We start from the raw sequence: 19,765 nt of genomic DNA on the forward strand, positions 1-19,765 counted from the left end.
TCCGCCTCTCTAGTCCATAATTGCAGGAACTTTCACTTGACCTGCTTCTTGGTCTTTCACATTTTTCATCATGACTTCACGGTCTAACCCTGCAATTGACTTATCCTCACGAAGTACATTTTCAAGCGGTAAGACATGTGTTGTAGGTTCAACATTCGTCGTATCCAACTCATTTAATTTATCCGCAAATTGAACAATCTTTGCCAGTTGTTCTGTAAAGTGTTCAACTTCCTCATCCGTAATCGCCAAACGTGCCAAATGCGCGACGTGACGCACTTCTTCTTTTGTGATTGTTGCCACTATGGACACCTCCAGTAAATTCAATCATACAAGCCATCATATCATTTTTCGCTTTACTTGAACAGAGTACCGTTATTCGTAGATATGTACGAAAGGTGTCTCCTGGTTTGCTTCTCGTTTGATTAGCGCCTGCTCGCCTTCTATTGACGTGATGTTGATCTCAACAGGAAGATCCGCCACAAAATGCGTATTGATCAGGCCTGAAATGTATTGTGTGAAGCCGATGATTTCCGCTTTCCCGAAAAATTGAATCGGGATATCAATTTTCAACTCTTGTAGAAAATCATCTTTATAAAACCCTGTTCCAATGACACTCGTGTAATTCGGGAAGTACGTCTCGACATCTTGTTTGAAATTACGGAATGCCGTATCTGTATCTCGGAACTGTTCACTAGAGTCCGAAGTAGGAAACGTTACGTAGCGTTCATTGAGTGACGTCCAGTCTCCGATTTCATTCCCACTTGAGGAAACGCCGTAACTGAAATACGTACCTGGAACAATGGCGTTCCGGCTATTTTGTTTGAACAGACCGATTGTAATCGGAATGTTTTCGAGACCCGGCATCGCGCGCATCCGACTTACAATTTCTTGCGCAATACGTCGTCCATTTTCCGTGATTTGCTCGTCAGTCAATTGTTGTTCAAACACTGGCCCATAATCCACTTCGGTGTAGTAGTAGATGGAATTCAGAGCAAGTCCAATGGAAATGCCTGCAAGCTTCATCGTATTTTCATCAAGTTCTAAATAGTTCTGCTCTACGATGTGTGTCAAATAAACAGGTGCTTTCTCCGCCTTTTCACGGCCTACTAGCCCCTCGTCATCTGGATTTAACCCTTGCTCTGTTTGATTGCTTCGTGCTAACCATGAACTGATTGTTGAACGGTCCAAGTATTGGCCTTCTTGAAAGAAATAACGGTCAGTCGGAAATTCATTTTGAGACAAGCGCATGAGTCCTTTTTCGACTTCTACGATGTCATATTTTGTAGCCATATTGGACACGACCAAGCCACGGCTTTTGCTCTCTGCGTACGGCAAGATCGTAGAGTAATAGTTATCATCTAAACGAACAGAGGGAAGTACAACCGTCCGTGCTTCCGATTCTGCTGGGTCTTGTACGACTTCAGTTTCTTGGCTTGGCGTACATGCTGAAAGTACAAGCGTTGTCGCGAGCAGTCCTCCAAGTAGTTTTTTCATGTGTTGTTCTTCCTTCCTAGTTTGCCAGGGCATCCATCATCTGTTGCTCTGTCCAAACTTCAATCCCAAGTTCCGTGGCTTTCTCTAACTTCGAACCGGCATCTTCTCCAGCAATGACAAGATCCGTCTTTTTGCTGACACTGCCTGCAACTTTTGCACCTTTTTCAAGGAGCTTTTCTTTCGCCTCGTTTCGGCCCATCTGCTCAAGTTTTCCAGTCAAGACAACGGTCTTCCCGAAAAGAGGATTGTCCGCTAGCGCTTCCTTGTCAATTCTACGACCTAAATACTGGAGTACCAGGCCTGCGTCTTTTAATTTTGTAACTAGTTGCTGAGACTCAGGTTGCTCAAAATACGTGACCAAAGAGTCCGCCATTTTATCCCCTATTTCATGAACGGCAGTCAATTGCTCGCGTGTTGCTAGCATCAGTTGATCAATATCACCAAATTCTTCAGCAAGTAGACGCGCTGCCTTTTCTCCAATATGACGAATCCCAAGACCGAAAAGTACTTTTTCAAGCGAATTTTCTTTTGTCACAGCAATTGCACGCACTAAATTCTCTGCAGATTTCGTTCCCATGCGTTCGAGTTCAATTAGTTGCTCTACTGTTAGTGAATATAAGTCCGCTACGTCGTGAATCAACTGGTTTTGGAACAGTTGCTCGACCACTTTTTCCCCTAAGCCATCAATGTTCATCGCATTGCGAGAAGCAAAGTGTCGAATGCCTTCTGTGATTTGAGCAGGGCAGGCCGGGTTCACACAACGAAGTGCCACTTCCTCCTCGATGCGGACTAATTCGCTCTCACACACCGGACAATTTGTTGGCATTTCATACGGCACAGCGGATTCTTTTCGTTCGTTTTCAAGGACTGCGACTACTTCTGGAATAATGTCTCCCGCTTTGCAGACAATCACTTTATCTCCGATACGGACATCTTTTTGCTGAATCAAATCAACGTTATGAAGGGATGCTCGGCGAACTGTCGTCCCTGCCACTTGCACAGCTTGTAAAATAGCAGTGGGTGTTACAACGCCCGTTCGGCCGACTGTCCATTCAATATCCAAAAGTTCCGTGACCACTTCTTCAGCCGGAAACTTATAGGCTGTCGCAAAACGTGGGCTCTTCGCCGTAAATCCTAGTTCTTCTTGTTGGTCATAGCGGTCGACTTTGATGACGATCCCGTCGATTTCATACGGCAAGTCATTTCGTTTTGCTGTCCATTCTTCTATGAACGCCTGAACGTCTTCAATTGTTTCACATACTTTTGTCTCACGGTTCATAGAGAAGCCCAGTTTGTTTAAGTAATCAAGTGCTTCAGAGTGTGATTGAATCCCTAACTCTTCGGGGTTTCCTAACCCATAAATGAATACAGAGAGTTGGCGACTCGCTGCAATTTTTGGGTCAAGCTGACGCAAGCTTCCCGCTGCTGCATTTCGTGGGTTCGCAAACAGTTCCAGTTCTTGCTCTTGGCGCAGTCCATTTAATGCTTGGAAAGAAGCTTTTGGCATGTACGCTTCACCACGCACTTCTAGCGTGACAGATTCCTTCAAGCGAAGCGGCACTGCACGAATCGTTCGGATATTAGCAGTAATGTCTTCTCCGGTCGTACCGTCTCCGCGCGTTGCCCCGCGTACAAGTTTTCCATCCTCATATAACAAACTGACAGCCAGCCCATCAATTTTCAGTTCACATACATAGCGGTAGTCGCTATCCACAAGTTCTTTGATGCGTCGGTCAAACTCACGTAAGTCTTGTTCTGAAAAGGCGTTTGAAAGACTAAGCATCGGTGTGCGGTGGCGTACTTTTTGAAATCCTTCTAAAGGTTTGCCGCCAACTCGTTGCGTAGGAGAATCCGGAAGTATAAGAGAAGGATGTTGTTCTTCAAGTTCCATCAACTCGCGCATGTATTGATCATAAATCGCATCGGAAACGAGCGGTTCATCTAACACATAATAGGCATGGCCGTAATCATGCAACAGCTCATGCAGTTCTTTCATTCGCGCTTCAACATGTTCCATAAGTGAGCCTCCTACTGTTTTTCGATTGGAGCAAATTTAGCTAAGAGTCGCTTAATGCCCGTTGGTTTTGGGAATGCGATATCAAGTTCGCGATTTTCGCCTTCTCCACGAACACTGACTACCGTTCCTACTCCCCACTTTTTGTGGGCTGCTTTGTCGCCGATGTTCCACGTCAGTTTGTCCCCGCCTGACTCTGTATAAACCGGATGACTCGGTGCAACTTTTCGTGGTTTGATGTAGCGATTGCCAGCAACGGACGGATGCACTTGACTTGCTCGCTCTCCGCCTACTGGTTCAATCACATCTCCAGAAATCTCTCCGATAAAACGAGATGGTTGATTCATGCTCGTCCGACCGAAAATCATACGTGTCTGGGCGCAACTTAAATAAAGGCGCTGTTCTGCGCGGGTCAAGCCAACGTAAGCCAGACGGCGTTCTTCCTCCATCTCCTCTTCGTCACCGATTGACCGGCTATGTGGAAAGATATTTTCTTCCATCCCGATTAAAAATACGACTGGGAATTCAAGGCCTTTTGCAGCGTGCAACGTCATCAAGGTCACAGTACCTTGGTCTTCATTCGGCACTTGATCCAAAGCATCGATATCAGAGATCAGAGCTAGGTCCGTCAAGAAAGCTACGAGCGTCTTGTCTTCGCTACGCTCTTCAAATGCTTTTGTCACCGTCACAAATTCTCCGATGTTCTCTAGTCGACTTTCTGACTCAATACTGTTTTCACGTTGGAGCATCTCTTTATATCCTGTACGGTCAATAACTTCTTGAACGATTTCACTGACAGATAAATACTCCTGCATAGCAGACAATTGATCAATTAATGTAAAGAATTCAGAAACAGATTTTAAGGCCCGTCCTGTCATACCAGGAATCAACGTAGCATTTTCAAGTGCTTCAAGCACCGTCATATCGTGCATCAAAGCATACGTAACAATTCGTTCAAACGATGTTGCGCCAATATTGCGCTTTGGTTCATTGATAATACGAGCTAGTGAAATATCGTCGTCATTGTTCGCGATAAGTCGCAAGTAAGCAAGTAGATCTTTAATTTCTTTACGGTCATAGAACTTGGTTCCGCCGACGATTTTGTAGTTCATATTGGATTTGACTAATGTCTCCTCCATTGCACGAGACTGCGCATTCGTGCGGTATAAAACAGCAAAGTCTTGGTAGCGAAGCCCATCATCTTGCATCAGTTGTTGAATTTTACCGACTACAAACTGCGCTTCTTCTTGTTCGTTGTACGCACGGTACAGTTGAACCTTTTCACCCTCCGAATTATCAGTTCGAAGTATTTTTGGATAGCGGCTCTTATTGTTCCCGATGATTTCATTGGCCGCCTGTAAAATGCGCTTTGTAGAACGATAATTTTGCTCAAGCATAATCACTTTTGCGTTCGGATAATCTTTTTCAAATGACAAGATATTTCCGATATCCGCCCCACGCCAGCGATAGATCGATTGGTCCGAGTCTCCAACAACACAAATGTTATGGAATTTTTCAGCAAGCATCTCAACCAGTTGATACTGCGCTTTATTTGTATCTTGGTATTCATCTACATGGATGTAGTGAAATTTATTTTGATAAAAGTCGAGCACTTCCGGAACACGTGTAAACAAATCAATCGTGCGCATGATCAAATCATCAAAGTCCATCGACTGATTCTTTTTCAAACGACGCTCATACGACTTGTACACCTGTCCTGCAATTTTCTCGTACGGATTCATCGGATTCATTTCCGCTAAAAAGTCATCCGCTGTCTTCAGCTGATTCTTTGCACTGCTGATGATGCCGAGCAAAGCGCGTGGCTCATACTTTTTCGGGTCGATATTATCTTGCTTTAAAATTCCTTTGATGACACTGATTTGGTCTGTGCTATCAAGAATCGAAAAGTTTTTTGAGTACCCAATGCGATCGGCATCCCGACGTAAGATTCTTACGCACATTGAGTGGAAAGTGGAGACCCACATCTGGTCGCCAAATCCTTCGCCTAAAATACCATCGATTCGCCGCTTCATTTCTTTGGCTGCTTTATTTGTGAAAGTAATCGCTAAAATCTTTGACGGGTACACTTGTTTTTCTACGATTAAGTAGGCGATGCGGTGCGTCAACACGCGCGTTTTCCCAGATCCTGCTCCTGCCATGATGAGGAGTGGTCCTTCTGTATGTTTAACAGCTTCTTCCTGTTTTGGATTCATGCCGCTTAAAAGTTGGTTTGCAATTCGCTTCATAGTTCCTCCTTAACGGCTTTTACCGTTTTGAGTGCTTGTTTTAAGTCGGTGTAGAGACTGTTGCCGACGACAATTGTGTCTGCATACTGGGCCATTTCTCGGGCTTGTTCAGTTGTCTCGATTCCGCCACCGTAAAATAATCGTGTCGTTGTCAGAACGTCTTTACTTGCTTTTACGACTTCTGGATTTCCATATGTCCCACTGTATTCCAAATAAAAAATCGGCAGATGGAACAAATTTTGTGCAAGTCGGGCGTAGGCTACAACTTCTTCTTCAGTCAGCGCTGTATTCGCTTCTGTCAACTCCGCAACTTTAGCAGCTGGGTTCAATACACAATAGCCTTCTGTAAACACTTCATCCCAGTTCATGAAGTCGCCATGCGCGACAAGGGCTTGATGATGCAAGTCTTTTACCCAAGCAGTGTTCGGGCTGTTTAAAACGGAAGGGATAAAATAATAATCAAAACCTGGTGTGATCATTTCGAGGGTCGACAGTTCGAGGCAGACGGGAAGCGCAAATCGGCGGATTTTCATCAGAAGTTCAAGCACATCATCTAGCTCAACATTGTCAGATCCACCAACAATGATGGCATCTGTGCCAGATTCACAAATGAGTTCAAGATCGTCATCAGATAATGGCTTCGCCGGGTCAAGTTTACATACATGTTTCCACTCTCTATAGTCCGTAAGCATTAAGGCACCTTCTTCAATCAGACACACTGAAATCGACCCGGGACGAGTCGATTTCGTGTCTAGTAAGTTATGTAGTGTCAGTATACCAAAAAAACAGGCTTCCCTAAAGGGGAAACCTGTTAGCGACGACCTTTCGTCGTGGGCTTGAAGGAAGGCTCATCTGGATATAGTCTTCCGAGCATTTCATCATACGTATCATTGCCGTAATCAAAGCAGCGACGCACGCGAGAGATTGTCGCTGTACTTGCACCCGTTTGATCTTTAATTGTTTCATACGTTTTTTGTAGGCGTAGCAAGTGGGCTACTTCAAAGCGTTGTGCGAGGGATTGAATCTCGCTAATTGTACATAAGTCATCAAAGAAGGCATAGGCCTCTTCGATATTCTTTAGTTCGAGTACGGCTTTAAACAATTGGTCCGTTTGATGACCACGAATTTTATCGACTTGCATCGAATCACTTCCTTTATTCTGAATAGGTGACCATTTGGTCGAAACCGCGAGCGGTTGGAATCAAAGACATCCATGTTTGACCTGGTGCGAACTCCACTTCGGACGTTCCGTTGTAAAGTCGGAGCATCCCAGAATCCTCGCGCCAAGTTACTTCAAGTACAGTTCCATCTCGGTACAGCCACGCTCTTCCACCAGCTGCGAAGTCTAGTGCTTGACGCCCTTCTGCATCGATTGTTTGATGGGGAACTTCTACGATGACAACATTAGCGAGTTGCAGGGCATCTCCTGACTCCGCATCCGTTGTATCTATTCCTCCAGATGACCTTGTATAGAAACCAGATGTAGTATCGTACGAATAGCTAGTAACAAAATTTTGGTCCCCACTATAGCTAATGGTGAGGTCTGTGACAGTCTCTCCACTCATTGCTTCCTTTGAAAAAACATAGGTTGGCATTTGAGATTCCGAAAGTGTCATCGAGGCACCTACTTGTTCAGCAGCATCGAGAATTTCAGGACCTGTACTGTACGAGTTATGTGGAGCTTTCCGGTCCGAGGAACGGTGAAAATAAGTTCCGTCGTACATCATACCATTGATATGGTCGATGTCACCGCGGTCGAGCATCGCTTTCGCGTCCGGGCTGTAGCCATGCGCCACATAAAACGCATTGTAGCCATTGGCTAGATCAATGAAGTAGTCACGTGCACTTCGGATCGGTCCAACTCGTTCTGGCATTTCACTTTCGTACACGGCTAAAAAACGCGTGATGTTGCTTTCTGCAATTAATTCAATAATGACATCTGCTTCTGCAAGGCCCGACTGTGGCCGAGCAAGTGGATGATTGTTAATGGTGACGACTACTGGTCGCGCCGTCATTTTTTGAGAGACGGGTTCCCCAGATAGTGGCGTGATAAAGTTTAAGGTTTCGGGTACTTCTTGTTCATTTTCTTCTACTTCATTTACAATCGGCTCTTCCGTGGCTGTCTCTTCTTTATCTTTGCAGCCTGTCAGGATAAGCACTGAACACACTACAACAATTCCCCATTTTTTCATTTTAGTTCCCCCTTAACGCATGACAGACGGGAATAGGACTTGCTTCTTTAAGACATCGACGATTCCTCGTTGTGTCACGCGGACATATGGTAAATGCGTGGCCTGAAGGAACAATAGTGTATAAATAGCATCTCCATGGTAAAACCCGTGAGCAGCCAATTCATCCTTGAGAACTTTCTCTATTTCTATAAGTTCTGAAACAGGATGTGTGGAGAGGCCGCCACCAATCGGCAAATCAATTTTCGCTGTGATTTTTCCGTCTTGGCTGACAGCGATACCTCCGCCTTGGGTTTTGATAGCTTCATACGCTTTTTTCATTTCATTTTTGTCTTTCCCGATCAATAGTATATCGCCCATATTGGAATACGATGACGCAAATCCTTGCAGAGTTGTCGCGAACCCTTTGAGTAGCGTATTGACTTTCCATTTCCCATTCCGGTCAATCAATACTAGAAAACTTTCATCATGAACATCCTTCAAGCGGTCATGTGTTGTATCCACACGTACGCGATAGGGTTTGATGATGACGTCATTGACCATTTCAAGTCCAAATGGCATCGAAAATTGGAAGTCTGTATCGGCAAGCTCCACTTGAAGTGGTCCGTTTGAGAACATGGAAAAATCTGTTCCACTAAACGTCACTTGGCGTTCGCCATCTCGTTTGATCCAAACACCTTTTGATAAGACGCTGATCGGCGTCGGCGAATGGTCGTCCGTTAAGAAATTCAGCGACGCCAAACGACCTGTCGCAATGACTCCGTGAAGGTTCGACAAGTTGTAATACTTCGCTGGGTTGAACGTGGCCATCAAGTACGCATCTACTGGATCTACTCCTGCATCAAGTGCGACTTGAATACATTTGTCCATCACGCCGTCTTTATGGAAGCCTGGTGTACTGCCATCTGTTGTCATCATGAGATGATCAAAAATCTTCCAACCTTTATCGACGATTTCCTTTAACAAATTCGGCAAGTCCGGACGAATCGAAGAATGACGAAGCGTGACCGCGTACCCGTGTAAAATACGTTTTTCGACTTCCTCGATCGTCATGGCCTCATGGTCACCATCTGTTCCGAGCAGACGCATCTTCGTCAATGTTCGCTCCGATGCACCTGGGAAATGCCCTTCTATTTTCATTCCGCTTGCTTTTGCTTTTTGCATCCAGTACAGCATTTGATCGTCGCCATTTAACAGACGTGGCCATCCGGTGAGTTCTCCTCCCATGATGACATCAGGTCGTTCAATCCATTCAGTGATCGCTTTTGTCGTAAACAATTCCTCTTCGTGCTCGAGTTCTGTTTGGGAATCAAAACGTGCCCACCAGTAAAATGAAAACGGCAACTCGCGTAAACTGTCCATAAATGAAAACGCTTTCTTGTTTTCCATTGTCAAAAACAACGGTAAGTTGTCCGACACCAACATCGTTGTTCCGGTTTGTGCAGCATAGTCACTAAATGTTTCCGGGTTATAGAGTTGGAACGGATGACTGTGGGCTTCGATATAACCAGGGACAATTTTTAGTCCTGTTGCATCAATCACTTCAGTTTCTTCAGTGGAGGCAGGAAGTTCTTTACCCGCGTATACGATGCGGTCTCCGACAATCCAGATGTTGCCGTCCACCCACGTTTTAAGGTGACTGTGGAGGTAAGTCGCATTTGTGATCAATTTATCAGGTCCACCCTGTCCATTCACAACTTCGAGTTGATGACGAATCTCTTCAATTTTCCAAATCGGGTATTGCATATGGAAACACCCTCTCTTTACACAATTCTTTTCCAGTTTAGCATAACGCTTTAGTAAAGTGAAGCGTGAAAGTGACAGAATTGTTTCAGGTGATAAGGTTTTCGAGGTAGTAGGAGGGGAAAAGGAGGCGGACTTGTTTTTAGAATAGTTTCCATAATATGACTGAGGGCACAAACGGAGTTGTCGAGGGCACAATACGCTCTATTCGGGTCACAAAACGAGCTTCGCAGGGCACAAAGAAAGCCGCTCAGGGCACAAACCCCGAGCGACCTAAGATCTTACTAGAAAGAACTTGTGAAATCCTTCCCAGGGAGTTTCTCATAAAAAGACTTAACTTCTTATTGAAATCTTCCCTGGGAAGAAATAGACCAGTCGGCTCCACATCTAAGATAGTGTTCGCCACCCAATATCCTTTCTGTAAAAACAAGATGGCCAGTCGACCAAGTCGAGTGCAGCGTAGACTTTGCTCGCTGCTTCGGCTGGTGTTTCAGCTGCAGCCGATACCAACAGCAGTCGCCCACCTGATCCACGGAAACGGTCTTGTTGCAGCGTGGTTCCGGCGTGGAATACCTGCACGTCCTTTAGCTTGTGAAGCTCTGGTAGCAATTGCCCCTTCACCGGCTCATCCGGGTACCCTTCTGCTGCAACGACAACACCAAGATGCTGTAAATCGTCCCATTCTGCAGTCGGTGCTTGCCTCTCAAGTAAATCAACAAGTAACTTCCCAAAATCGGTTTTAAGCTTCGGCAACACGACTTGTGTTTCTGGGTCGCCAAAACGTGTGTTGAACTCAATCACTTTTGGTCCTTCAGTCGTCGCAATCAATCCCGCATATAAGACGCCTGTAAACGAGCGACCTTCTGCATCCATGGCATCAACCGTTTTGCGAACAATTGTTTCAAGCGCCTGTTCGGCAAGACCTTCTGGCAAATGAGGGACTGGACAATACGCACCCATTCCTCCAGTGTTTGGCCCTCTGTCACCGTCATACGCACGTTTGTGATCTTGTGCAATTGGCATCGGAATAATGTGGCCACCATGGACGAATGCGAGAAGGGAAAATTCTTCCCCTTCCAAAAACTCTTCGATGACAATTCGAGAAGACGCGTCTCCAAAGCGCTGATCATCTAACATTGAGACAACTGCTTGTTCCGCCTCTTCTTCCGTCATCGCCACAACGACACCTTTTCCTGCTGCGAGACCATCTGCTTTGATGACAATCGGCGCACCCTGCTTTTTCACATAGGCAAGAGCCGGCTCGACCTCTTCAAACACTTCATAAAATGCAGTCGGAATTGCATAGCGGTCCATCACATCTTTTGCATACGCCTTACTTCCTTCAAGTTCAGCTGCTGCTTGCGTTGGTCCAAAGATCGTCAACCCTTCCGAATGAAAATAATCTACGATTCCTTCAGACAACGGTTGTTCGGGTCCGACGAATGTCAGCGTGATTTTCTCACGGCGAACGACTTCAGCAATTGCTGGAAAGTCCAATTGTGAGATGGCTATACACGTTGCTTCGTCTTTCATGCCATCGTTTCCTGGAATGGCAAAGACTTCGGTTACACTGGGTGAAGTTTTAAACTGACGGACGATAGCGTGTTCGCGACCGCCACTTCCAATCACAAGTACTTTCATTCGATTTCCTCCTAGTGTTTGAAGTGACGAATTCCTGTGAAGACCATGGCAATGCCTAACTCGTTTGCTTTATCAATGGAATCTTGGTCTTTGACAGATCCGCCTGGTTGAATAATTGCAGTGATACCAGCAGCTGCTGCAGTCTCGACTGTGTCGGACATCGGGAAGAATGCATCTGATGCTAGTGCTGCTCCGCGTGCTTTGTCTCCTGCTTGTTCAAGTGCAATTTTCGCTGCACCGACACGGTTCATCTGCCCCGCTCCGACACCAAGTGTCATTTGCGCATCTGACACAACGATGGCATTTGATTTCACGTGTTTGACAACATTCCAGCCAAGTTCAAGTGCTGCCCACTCTTCATCTGTTGGAGCGCGGTCTGTTACGATTTCAACGTTTGCATGGGCAAGAGATGCAGTGTCTGGAGACTGGACGAGGAGTCCGCCTTCAATTGACACGACATTGAACGCTTCTTGTGAACCATCTTCAAATGGAATTGTTAACAGACGAATATTCTTCTTTGCCGTCAACATCGCTAAAGCTTGTTCTGAGAATGACGGAGCGATAATAATCTCTAAGAAAATCCCACCAAGCACTTTCGCAGTTGCCGCATCGACTTCGCGATTAAGTGCAATGATGCCACCGAAGATGCTTGTTTCGTCCGACTCATACGCTTTTTGGAACGCTTCTGCAATCGTCTTTCCAACACCAACGCCACAAGGATTCATATGCTTCACTGCAACTGCAGCAGGACCATCGAATTCTTTCACCAGTTGAATCGCAGCGTTTGCATCCTGGATGTTGTTGTACGAAAGTTCTTTGCCGTGTACTTGGGTCGCTGCAGCAATGGAGAAAGCAGAACCCATCTTATTTTGATAGAATGCAGCTAGCTGATGTGGGTTTTCCCCATACCGTAAATCTTGTTTCTTTTCATACGTCAATGTCAGTGACTCTGGGAACTCGTCGCCTGCCATGTCGCTTAAATATGCCGCAATCCAAGCGTCATATGCAGCTGTGTGGCGGAACACTTTTGCAGCAAGTCGTTGACGCGTCGTAAGTTTTGTTTCACCTGACGTGCGCAGTTCATCTAGTACACTTGCATAATCAGCAGGATCTGTGACGACCGTGACATACTGATGATTTTTTGCGGACGCACGAAGCATACTCGGGCCGCCGATATCAATATTTTCAATTGCTAGTTCTGGTGTTACGTCTGGACGCTGAATCGTCGATTGGAACGGGTAGAGATTCACACAAACTACTTGAATAGGCTGAATCGCATGCTCCTCTAGTTGTGCAAGGTGAGCGGGATCATCGTGTTTTGACAACAATCCCCCATGAATTTTAGGGTGCAGCGTTTTGACACGCCCTTCTAAAATTTCCGGGAAACCGGTCACGTCGCCAACAGCGGTTACGGGAATTCCTGCTTCTTGAAGAGCCGCTTTCGTCCCTCCCGTAGATAACAATTCGTACCCAAGTTCCACTAATTGTTGTGCGAAGTCTACGATGCCCACTTTGTCGGACACACTGAGTAATGCTCGTTTCATTTCATTCTCTCCTCATTCCATAGCTGGTCTAGTGCTTCTCTATAAAGTTCATGTTCTACTGCATGAATGCATGCCTTTGTCTGCTCTACTGTTGCCTGAACTTTCACCGCACGTTGGGCTAAAATCGGACCTGTATCCATACCCGCATCGACTAAATGGACCGTTACACCTGTCACCTGTACGCCATATGCAAGTGCCTGACCGATTGCGTCTTTTCCAGGAAACGCAGGAAGAAGAGACGGATGGATATTGACGATTTTATTCGGAAACGCGTTTAGTAAAGTTGGGCCAATTAACCGCATGTATCCGGCAAGTACTAAAAAGTCTACCTGCCAACTGCGCAGCTGGTCAAGAACAGCTTGTTCATAATCCACTTTAGATGCAAACGCTTTTGGTGACAACTGCGCGGTAGGAACGCCCCACTTTGCTGCACGGTCTAAGACGAATGCCTCTTCTTTGTCACTGAACACACCGACGACTTCGCCGTGGAGATGACCCTCTTTTGTTGCTTGGTAAAGCGCTTCTGCATTCGAGCCATTGCCCGACGCAAAAATTGCAAAACGAATGGTCATGTTAGAGACTCCCATCCTGGTCGCCAGTAAACGCAACGCCTGCCGTCTCGGTGACAGTTCCAATCACATACGCTGTCTCTCCAGCTTCGCGTAAAGCTTTGAGTGCGCGCTCTTGATCTTTTTCGTCGACTGCGACAACAAATCCAATCCCCATATTGAACACGCCATAAAGGTCCCGGTCTTCTAAAGACCCAAGTTCTTTCAGATGGGTGAAAATTTCTGGAACTGGCCAGTTGCCAAGAGAAATCGATACGCCCAGTGCTTCCGGTAACATCCGTGGTAAATTTTCGAAGAACCCACCACCCGTCACGTGCGCCATCCCTTTGATCGAAACAGCCTTTTTAAGTGCTGCAATTTGTTTTGAATAGATTCTTGTTGGTGCAAGGAGTACGTCTGCATAGGTTTTGTCAGCAAATGGCACCGCATCGGAAAGGTTGATGTCATGCTGCGAGAACAAAATATGACGTACTAAAGAATAGCCATTGGAGTGAATGCCACTAGAAGACAAACCGATCAACACTTGGCCAGCTGCGATCTCTTCACCTGTAATGACGTCCGCTTTTTCACAAGCCCCGACCGCAAATCCTGCTAAGTCATATTCGTCTTCTTCGTAAAGTCCTGGCATTTCAGCTGTTTCACCACCGATAAGTGCTGCTCCAGCTTCCACACAACCGTCTGCTACGCCTTTGACGATTTGCTCGATTTTTTCAGGAACTGCTTTTCCAAGCGCTACATAATCCAGGAAAAACAAAGGTTCTGCACCTTGCGCAACGATGTCATTTACACACATTGCGACACAGTCGATACCGATTGTGTCATGACGGTCTGCCATAAACGCAAGTTTCAGCTTCGTTCCGACACCGTCCGTTCCAGAAATCAAGACCGGTTGTTTCAGTCCAAGTGCGGATAAATCGAACTGGCCACCGAAGCCACCAAATGTTCCTTGTACACCGAGACGTGTCGTACGTTCGACGTGGCTCTTCATTCGGTTGACCGCTTCATACCCCGCCTCAATATTCACTCCTGCTTGTTCATATGCTTTTGACATTGTACAGCCTCCTAGCGCACCAATTCTTTTTCATGCGGCAATTTAGTATCGGAATAGATCGATGTTGGGTACTCTCCTGTAAAACATGCGAGACACTGACCGCAGTTTTTCGCTTCAGGTGAACGACCGATTGCACCTAACAGACCGTCTACTGATAAGAAAGACAACGAGTCTGCTCCAATGATTTCACGCATCTCTTCAACTGAGTTGTTCGCAGCAATCAACTCCGAATCTGAGCTGATATCGATTCCGTAAAAACATGGATTCTTCAGTGGTGGCGAACTAATGACCACATGCACTTCACTTGCTCCTGCTTCTTTTAACATGTTGACGATGCGTCGAGACGTTGTACCGCGCACAATCGAGTCATCCACCATGACGACCCGTTTGCCATTCACTACTTGACGAACCGGAGATAATTTCATTTTCACACCGCGCTCGCGCAGTTCTTGGGACGGTTGAATGAACGTACGCCCTACGTACCTGTTTTTAATCAAGCCCATCTCATAAGGAATTCCGGACTGTTCAGAAAAGCCAATTGCCGCTGAAATACTCGAGTCAGGAACACCTGTCACGATATCCGCTTCAATTTGCACCTCTTTCGCCAGTTGAATTCCAAGGCGTTTACGCGCTGAATGGATGTTGATCCCATCGATGTCTGAGTCGGGACGCGAGAAATAAATGTATTCCATTGAACAGATTGCACGTCCACGGTCTTCTGTGTAATACGAAGAGCGAACCCCTTTGTCATCGATAATCAACATCTCACCAGGCTCTACAGAACGAATGACTTCTGCACCGATCAAGTCAAACGCACTCGTTTCAGAGGCGACGACAAACCCACCGTTCAAACGACCAAGAGAAAGTGGACGCATGCCATTCGGATCTTGTGCAACCATTAAGAAGTCTTCTGTTAATATCAAAAATGCAAATGCACCCTTTAGTAGGCGCAGCGCTTGTTTTGCACGCTCTTCAAACGATTGCAGGTGACTGCGCTTAATTAAATGTGCCAGCACTTCCGTGTCAGAAGTCGTCTGGAAGATGCTTCCCTGACGTTCTAGACTACGTTTCAAGTCCGTTGCGTTGACGATATTTCCGTTATGGGCAATCGCTAGTGCACCAGTCGTAGAGTTAAAAAGGAGCGGCTGAACGTTTGCGAGTCCAGAGCCACCAGCTGTCGCATAGCGAACGTGTGAGATAGCAGCCTTGCCTTGAAGTGCTTTTAACTTTGTCTCATCAAATACGTCGTTGACAAGCCCTTCCCCGCGAACGGCACGTAAGAACTCTCCGTCTGTAGCGACAATTCCAGCTCCTTCTTGGCCACGGTGTTGAAGCGCATGAAGCCCGTAATAGCACATGGGTGCAGGATCATGATGACCCCACACGCCAAATACGCCACACTCTTCATTTAGTCCTCGGATTTCAGTAAGCATGGAATAGCTCCTTTCCAGGCAGCGAATAATTCCGCTACCGGTAACTGGATCCACGTATCACCAGTTGTCGAATGAATTTTGAATTCATCTTGCTCTGTGATTTCACCGATTGCTTGTGCATCCGGTACAGCTTGTTCGAACTTTTCAGCATGTTGTTTTGCAACCGTTACGATAAAGCGAGATTGTGATTCACTATAAAGAGCTGTTACTGCAGATCCTTCAAGTGTTACGTCGACACCAAACTTTGTGCCAAAGACGACTTCTGCTAAAGCTACTGCCACACCACCTTCTGCTACATCGTGTGCAGATGCGACAAGGCCAGAGCGAATCGCTGTCAATAATGCTTTTTGACGACGCGTCTCAATTTCTAAATCTAGTGCCGGCGCTTTTCCGGAAATTGAACCTTCTACAAGTTTTTGAAGTTCCGAACCTCCGAACTCCGTTGCCGTTTCACCAATCAAATAGACACTATCACCTGCTGCTTTTGCATGTTGTGTTGTCACATGTGCAAGGTCATCGATCAATCCGACCATACCAATTGTCGGTGTTGGATACACTGCCGCACCACTGCGCTCGTTGTATAATGAAACATTCCCACCGATAACCGGTGCATCTAGCGCAAGACATGCTGCAGAAATACCATCTGCAGACTGGTCAAGTTGCCAGAAGATTTCTGGGTTTTCAGGACTGCCGAAGTTCAAGCAATCTGTGATAGCAAGTGGCTTTCCACCCGAACACACAATATTACGAGCTGCTTCTGCAACCGCAATCTTGCCCCCTGTTACAGGATCAAGATAGATATAGCGTGAGTTACAGTCTGTCGTCATTGCGAGCGCTTTATTGGTGCCACGAACGCGAACGACCGCTGCATCCGAACCAGGCGTTACAACTGTGGATGTGCGCACTTGGTAGTCATACTGGTCATACACCCATTCTTTCGAGGCAATCGTCGGTTGAGAAAGGAGCGATACGAGTGTCTTTTGAACATCTTCCACTTGAGGCTCTGTATTTTCTTGTGCTTGGAATTCTCTGAAATAAGCAGGTTCTTGCTTTGGTTTGTTATAAACGGGTGCTTCTTCAGCTAATGCATCCGCAGGAACTTCTGCGACCACTTCACCGTGATGGATCAAACGAAGCATTTTATCGTTTGTCACTTCTCCGACAGCTACACAGTCGAGGTCGTACTTTTCAAAAATCTCGACGATTTCTTGTTCGCGGCCTTTTTTGACGACCAGAAGCATACGCTCTTGCGACTCGGATAACATCATTTCATACGCTGTCATCCCAGTTTCACGTTGTGGCACGCGGTCAAGGTGCATCTCGATACCGAAACCAGCTTTTGAAGCCATTTCAGCAGACGAGGATGTCAGACCCGCGGCTCCCATATCTTGTATCCCGATCAATGCATCAGATTTGATAACTTCTAAACAGGCTTCAAGTAAAAGCTTTTCCATAAATGGATCGCCAACTTGTACAGCTGGACGTTTTTTCTCTGATTCTTCGTTTAATTCCTCAGAAGCAAATGTTGCTCCGTGAATTCCGTCGCGGCCAGTTTTTGCACCAGCATAAAGAACAGTATTGCCGACACCCGCTGCGATTCCGCGCTGGATGTCTTCGTGATTGATGAGTCCCACTGCCATCGCGTTGACGAGTGGATTTCCTTCATAACACGGATCAAACTGGATTTCTCCACCGACCGTTGGAATGCCGATACAGTTTCCGTACCCTGCAATTCCAGCGACGACTTCTTCAAACAAATACTTCACACGTGGTGTCTCAAGTTCCCCAAAGCGAAGGGAGTTTAATAGAGCAATTGGGCGCGCACCCATTGAAAATACATCGCGAATGATTCCACCGACACCCGTTGCAGCGCCTTGATACGGTTCAATAGCAGATGGGTGGTTGTGCGATTCCATTTTGAAAACAACGGCTTGCCCGTCTCCAATATCTACAATTCCGGCACCTTCCCCAGGACCTTGTAATACTTGTGGGCCTGTTGTTGGGAACTTGCGAAGAACAGGTTTCGAGTTTTTATACGAACAGTGTTCGGACCACATGACAGAAAACAAGCCCGTTTCCGTGTAGTTCGGCGTACGTCCAAGAATGGAAGTTGCTAGTTCAAACTCTTCATCCGACATCCCCATTTGGGCGTACAACTTCATTTCTTTCACTTGTTCAGCTGTTGGTTCAAGCATGACTGACATGGGATTCCCTCCACTGTTTTAAGATTGATCGGAATAAAGGCAAACCGTCTGTTCCACCCATCACTTCGTGTACAGCACGCTCAGGGTGCGGCATCATGCCCAGTACGTTTCCTTGTTCGTTGATGATGCCAGCGATGTTGGATAACGAACCGTTTGGCCCTTCGCCAACGTATTTAAACACAATTTGATTGTTGGCTTCGAGTTGTTTTGCTGTCTCTTCGTCGCAGAAGTAATTTCCTTCGCCGTGTGCGATTGGAATTTGAATCGTTTGGCCTTGTTCGTATTCACCTGTGAATAGCGTGTCCGCATTGACGACTTCTAATGCCACTGTGCGGCAAATGAATTTCAAGTTTTTGTTGCGGAGGAGTGCCCCAGGAAGCAAACGCGCTTCTGTTAGTACTTGGAATCCATTACAAACGCCTAAAATTGGTTTACCTTGTTCTGCTGCTTTTTTCACTTCACTCATGATGTTGGAGAACTGAGCGATAGCGCCGCAACGAAGGTAATCTCCGTATGAGAAGCCACCTGGCAATAAAATGGCGTCGTAGCCACTGAGATCGGCTTTGTCATGCCAGACGTACTCGACATCTTGTCCGAGTTCATCTTGAATGGCATGAAACATATCCAAATCACAGTTCGAGCCAGGAAACTGGATCACTGCGAATTTCATTGCGAGACCGCCTCCTCAATCTCGTAGCGGTAATCTTCAATGACTGTATTTGTCAAAAGACGTTCACACATCTCTTTAATGACCGTGTCTAAATCACGTGTCCCTTCTTCGATTTGAAGTTCGAGAAATTTCCCGATACGGACATCTTGCACTTCTTTATAATCCATAGCATGAAGCGCACCTTTGACTGCAGAACCTTGTGGATCTAAAACACTTTCACGTAACGTGACATAGACATTTACTTTTTTCATTGAGATTTGCCTCCTAAGCGAGAAAGAATAATGGAATAGCCATCTGTAAGATTTCCTAAGTTGCGTCTGAATACATCTTTATCTAGTTTTTGCTTTGTCTCTTTGTCCCAGAGACGGCACGTATCAGGTGAAATCTCATCTGCCAACAAAATTTCACCGTCTGCTGTGCGTCCAAATTCAACCTTGAAATCAACTAGTGTTACGCCGATTTCATCGAAAATGGAAAGAAGCGCTGTATTGATTTCACGTCCAAGGTGCTCGAGTGTTTGTTTTTCACTGTCTGTCACAAGCTCAAGTAACGCAATATGTGCATCTGTCAGAAGTGGATCACCTAGCGCATCGTCTTTGTAGTAGAATTCTACAAGCGGCCGCTTTAGTGGAGTTCCTTCTTCAAAGCCAAGGCGTTTTGCCAAGCTCCCAGCTGCGATGTTGCGAACGACAACTTCTAGTGGAATGATGTCGACTTTTTTCACAAGTTGCTCCGTTTCCGAGAGCTGTTCGATAAAGTGAGAGGGAATGCCTTTCGCATGAAGTTTTTCAAAAAGGACGGCGGTGATCTGATTGTTTAAACGCGCTTTGCCGTCGATTTCTTCCTTCTTCTCTCCATTGAAAGCCGTTGCGCTGTTTTTATACTGCACATACAACACGTCCGGTTTGTCCGTTGTAAACAGTTGTTTCGCTTTCCCTTCATACACAAGAGCACCTTTTTGCACGTA

Annotated in this window: 17 protein-coding genes; all 17 read right to left on the reverse strand. The window is 46.1% G+C overall.

Translation table 11 applies throughout. The features are described 5' to 3' along the window. Window positions 1-9 precede the first annotated feature (9 nt). The 17 genes from gatC to purC all read right to left on the reverse strand — a co-directional run bounded on the left by gatC (window position 10) and on the right by purC (window position 19,762). Window positions 10-300, reverse strand: a complete 291-nt coding sequence (gatC, locus tag AB5N96_RS09885; protein ID WP_204591704.1) for an Asp-tRNA(Asn)/Glu-tRNA(Gln) amidotransferase subunit GatC — start codon at window positions 298-300, stop codon at window positions 10-12. Between the two features lie 72 nt (window positions 301-372). Further along, window positions 373-1,494 (reverse strand): CamS family sex pheromone protein, encoded by a 1,122-nt coding sequence (locus AB5N96_RS09890; RefSeq protein WP_392455882.1) that lies wholly within the window; start codon window positions 1,492-1,494, stop codon window positions 373-375. A 16-nt stretch (window positions 1,495-1,510) separates the two neighbouring features. After that, window positions 1,511-3,511 (reverse strand): NAD-dependent DNA ligase LigA, encoded by a 2,001-nt coding sequence (gene ligA / locus AB5N96_RS09895; protein ID WP_499705414.1) that lies wholly within the window; start codon window positions 3,509-3,511, stop codon window positions 1,511-1,513. 11 nt (window positions 3,512-3,522) lie between these two features. After that, a complete protein-coding gene (gene pcrA, locus AB5N96_RS09900) occupies window positions 3,523-5,754 on the reverse strand; it encodes a DNA helicase PcrA (protein ID WP_499705415.1) in 2,232 nt (743 codons plus the stop codon). Beyond that, on the reverse strand, window positions 5,751-6,446 hold the full coding sequence (gene pcrB, locus AB5N96_RS09905; protein ID WP_204591711.1) for a heptaprenylglyceryl phosphate synthase: 696 nt from the start codon (window positions 6,444-6,446) through the stop codon (window positions 5,751-5,753). The genes pcrA and pcrB overlap by 4 nt, the downstream gene beginning before the upstream one ends. A gap of 119 nt (window positions 6,447-6,565) precedes the next feature. Further along, window positions 6,566-6,895, reverse strand: coding sequence for a YerC/YecD family TrpR-related protein (locus tag AB5N96_RS09910; RefSeq protein WP_204591713.1), 330 nt, complete (start codon window positions 6,893-6,895; stop codon window positions 6,566-6,568). 13 nt (window positions 6,896-6,908) lie between these two features. Next, entirely contained in the window at window positions 6,909-7,946 is a 1,038-nt protein-coding gene (locus tag AB5N96_RS09915) for a DUF3048 domain-containing protein (RefSeq protein ID WP_499705416.1), read from the reverse strand. 12 nt (window positions 7,947-7,958) lie between these two features. After that, window positions 7,959-9,689 carry an adenine deaminase C-terminal domain-containing protein gene (locus tag AB5N96_RS09920; RefSeq protein WP_499705417.1) on the reverse strand — a complete coding sequence of 577 codons (1,731 nt, stop codon included), beginning with the start codon at window positions 9,687-9,689 and terminating at the stop codon, window positions 7,959-7,961. Between the two features lie 384 nt (window positions 9,690-10,073). Next, on the reverse strand, window positions 10,074-11,327 hold the full coding sequence (purD, locus tag AB5N96_RS09925) for a phosphoribosylamine--glycine ligase (RefSeq protein ID WP_499705418.1): 1,254 nt from the start codon (window positions 11,325-11,327) through the stop codon (window positions 10,074-10,076). Window positions 11,328-11,338: 11 nt separating this feature from the next. Further along, window positions 11,339-12,871 carry a bifunctional phosphoribosylaminoimidazolecarboxamide formyltransferase/IMP cyclohydrolase gene (gene purH / locus AB5N96_RS09930; RefSeq protein ID WP_392455877.1) on the reverse strand — a complete coding sequence of 511 codons (1,533 nt, stop codon included), beginning with the start codon at window positions 12,869-12,871 and terminating at the stop codon, window positions 11,339-11,341. Next, window positions 12,868-13,443 carry a phosphoribosylglycinamide formyltransferase gene (gene purN, locus AB5N96_RS09935; protein WP_499705419.1) on the reverse strand — a complete coding sequence of 192 codons (576 nt, stop codon included), beginning with the start codon at window positions 13,441-13,443 and terminating at the stop codon, window positions 12,868-12,870. The genes purH and purN overlap by 4 nt, the downstream gene beginning before the upstream one ends. A 1-nt stretch (window position 13,444) precedes the next feature. Then, the gene (gene purM / locus AB5N96_RS09940; protein WP_499705420.1) at window positions 13,445-14,491 is read right to left on the reverse strand and encodes a phosphoribosylformylglycinamidine cyclo-ligase; all 1,047 of its coding nucleotides are present in this window, start codon (window positions 14,489-14,491) and stop codon (window positions 13,445-13,447) included. Window positions 14,492-14,502: 11 nt separating this feature from the next. Beyond that, a complete protein-coding gene (purF, locus tag AB5N96_RS09945; protein WP_204591727.1) occupies window positions 14,503-15,924 on the reverse strand; it encodes an amidophosphoribosyltransferase in 1,422 nt (473 codons plus the stop codon). Further along, window positions 15,900-18,128: a phosphoribosylformylglycinamidine synthase subunit PurL gene (gene purL, locus AB5N96_RS09950; RefSeq protein WP_499705421.1), complete on the reverse strand. Its 2,229-nt coding sequence runs from the start codon at window positions 18,126-18,128 to the stop codon at window positions 15,900-15,902. The genes purF and purL overlap by 25 nt, the downstream gene beginning before the upstream one ends. Next, window positions 18,112-18,798 (reverse strand): phosphoribosylformylglycinamidine synthase subunit PurQ, encoded by a 687-nt coding sequence (purQ, locus tag AB5N96_RS09955; protein ID WP_204591731.1) that lies wholly within the window; start codon window positions 18,796-18,798, stop codon window positions 18,112-18,114. The genes purL and purQ overlap by 17 nt, the downstream gene beginning before the upstream one ends. Beyond that, window positions 18,795-19,049 carry a phosphoribosylformylglycinamidine synthase subunit PurS gene (purS, locus tag AB5N96_RS09960; RefSeq protein ID WP_204591733.1) on the reverse strand — a complete coding sequence of 85 codons (255 nt, stop codon included), beginning with the start codon at window positions 19,047-19,049 and terminating at the stop codon, window positions 18,795-18,797. Before purS ends, purQ begins: the two co-directional genes overlap by 4 nt. Beyond that, window positions 19,046-19,762, reverse strand: coding sequence for a phosphoribosylaminoimidazolesuccinocarboxamide synthase (gene purC, locus AB5N96_RS09965; protein WP_204591735.1), 717 nt, complete (start codon window positions 19,760-19,762; stop codon window positions 19,046-19,048). The genes purS and purC overlap by 4 nt, the downstream gene beginning before the upstream one ends. Window positions 19,763-19,765 lie beyond the last annotated feature (3 nt).

Source organism: Chryseomicrobium imtechense (assembly GCF_041475995.1).
Lineage (GTDB): Bacteria > Bacillota > Bacilli > Bacillales_A > Planococcaceae > Chryseomicrobium > Chryseomicrobium aureum.

Coding starts and splice junctions, on each gene's coding strand:
- AB5N96_RS09915 (WP_499705416.1), bottom strand. CDS start 7,946: ATGAAAAAATGGGGAATTGTTGTAGTGTGTTCAGTGCTTATCCTGACA.
- purS (WP_204591733.1), bottom strand. CDS start 19,049: ATGAAAAAAGTAAATGTCTATGTCACGTTACGTGAAAGTGTTTTAGAT.
- purN (WP_499705419.1), bottom strand. CDS start 13,443: ATGACCATTCGTTTTGCAATTTTTGCGTCGGGCAATGGCTCGAATGCA.
- purQ (WP_204591731.1), bottom strand. CDS start 18,798: ATGAAATTCGCAGTGATCCAGTTTCCTGGCTCGAACTGTGATTTGGAT.
- AB5N96_RS09890 (WP_392455882.1), bottom strand. CDS start 1,494: ATGAAAAAACTACTTGGAGGACTGCTCGCGACAACGCTTGTACTTTCA.
- AB5N96_RS09910 (WP_204591713.1), bottom strand. CDS start 6,895: ATGCAAGTCGATAAAATTCGTGGTCATCAAACGGACCAATTGTTTAAA.
- purL (WP_499705421.1), bottom strand. CDS start 18,128: ATGTCAGTCATGCTTGAACCAACAGCTGAACAAGTGAAAGAAATGAAG.
- ligA (WP_499705414.1), bottom strand. CDS start 3,511: ATGGAACATGTTGAAGCGCGAATGAAAGAACTGCATGAGCTGTTGCAT.
- purD (WP_499705418.1), bottom strand. CDS start 11,327: ATGAAAGTACTTGTGATTGGAAGTGGCGGTCGCGAACACGCTATCGTC.
- pcrA (WP_499705415.1), bottom strand. CDS start 5,754: ATGAAGCGAATTGCAAACCAACTTTTAAGCGGCATGAATCCAAAACAG.
- AB5N96_RS09920 (WP_499705417.1), bottom strand. CDS start 9,689: ATGCAATACCCGATTTGGAAAATTGAAGAGATTCGTCATCAACTCGAA.
- purF (WP_204591727.1), bottom strand. CDS start 15,924: ATGCTTACTGAAATCCGAGGACTAAATGAAGAGTGTGGCGTATTTGGC.
- purM (WP_499705420.1), bottom strand. CDS start 14,491: ATGTCAAAAGCATATGAACAAGCAGGAGTGAATATTGAGGCGGGGTAT.
- pcrB (WP_204591711.1), bottom strand. CDS start 6,446: ATGCTTACGGACTATAGAGAGTGGAAACATGTATGTAAACTTGACCCG.
- purH (WP_392455877.1), bottom strand. CDS start 12,871: ATGAAACGAGCATTACTCAGTGTGTCCGACAAAGTGGGCATCGTAGAC.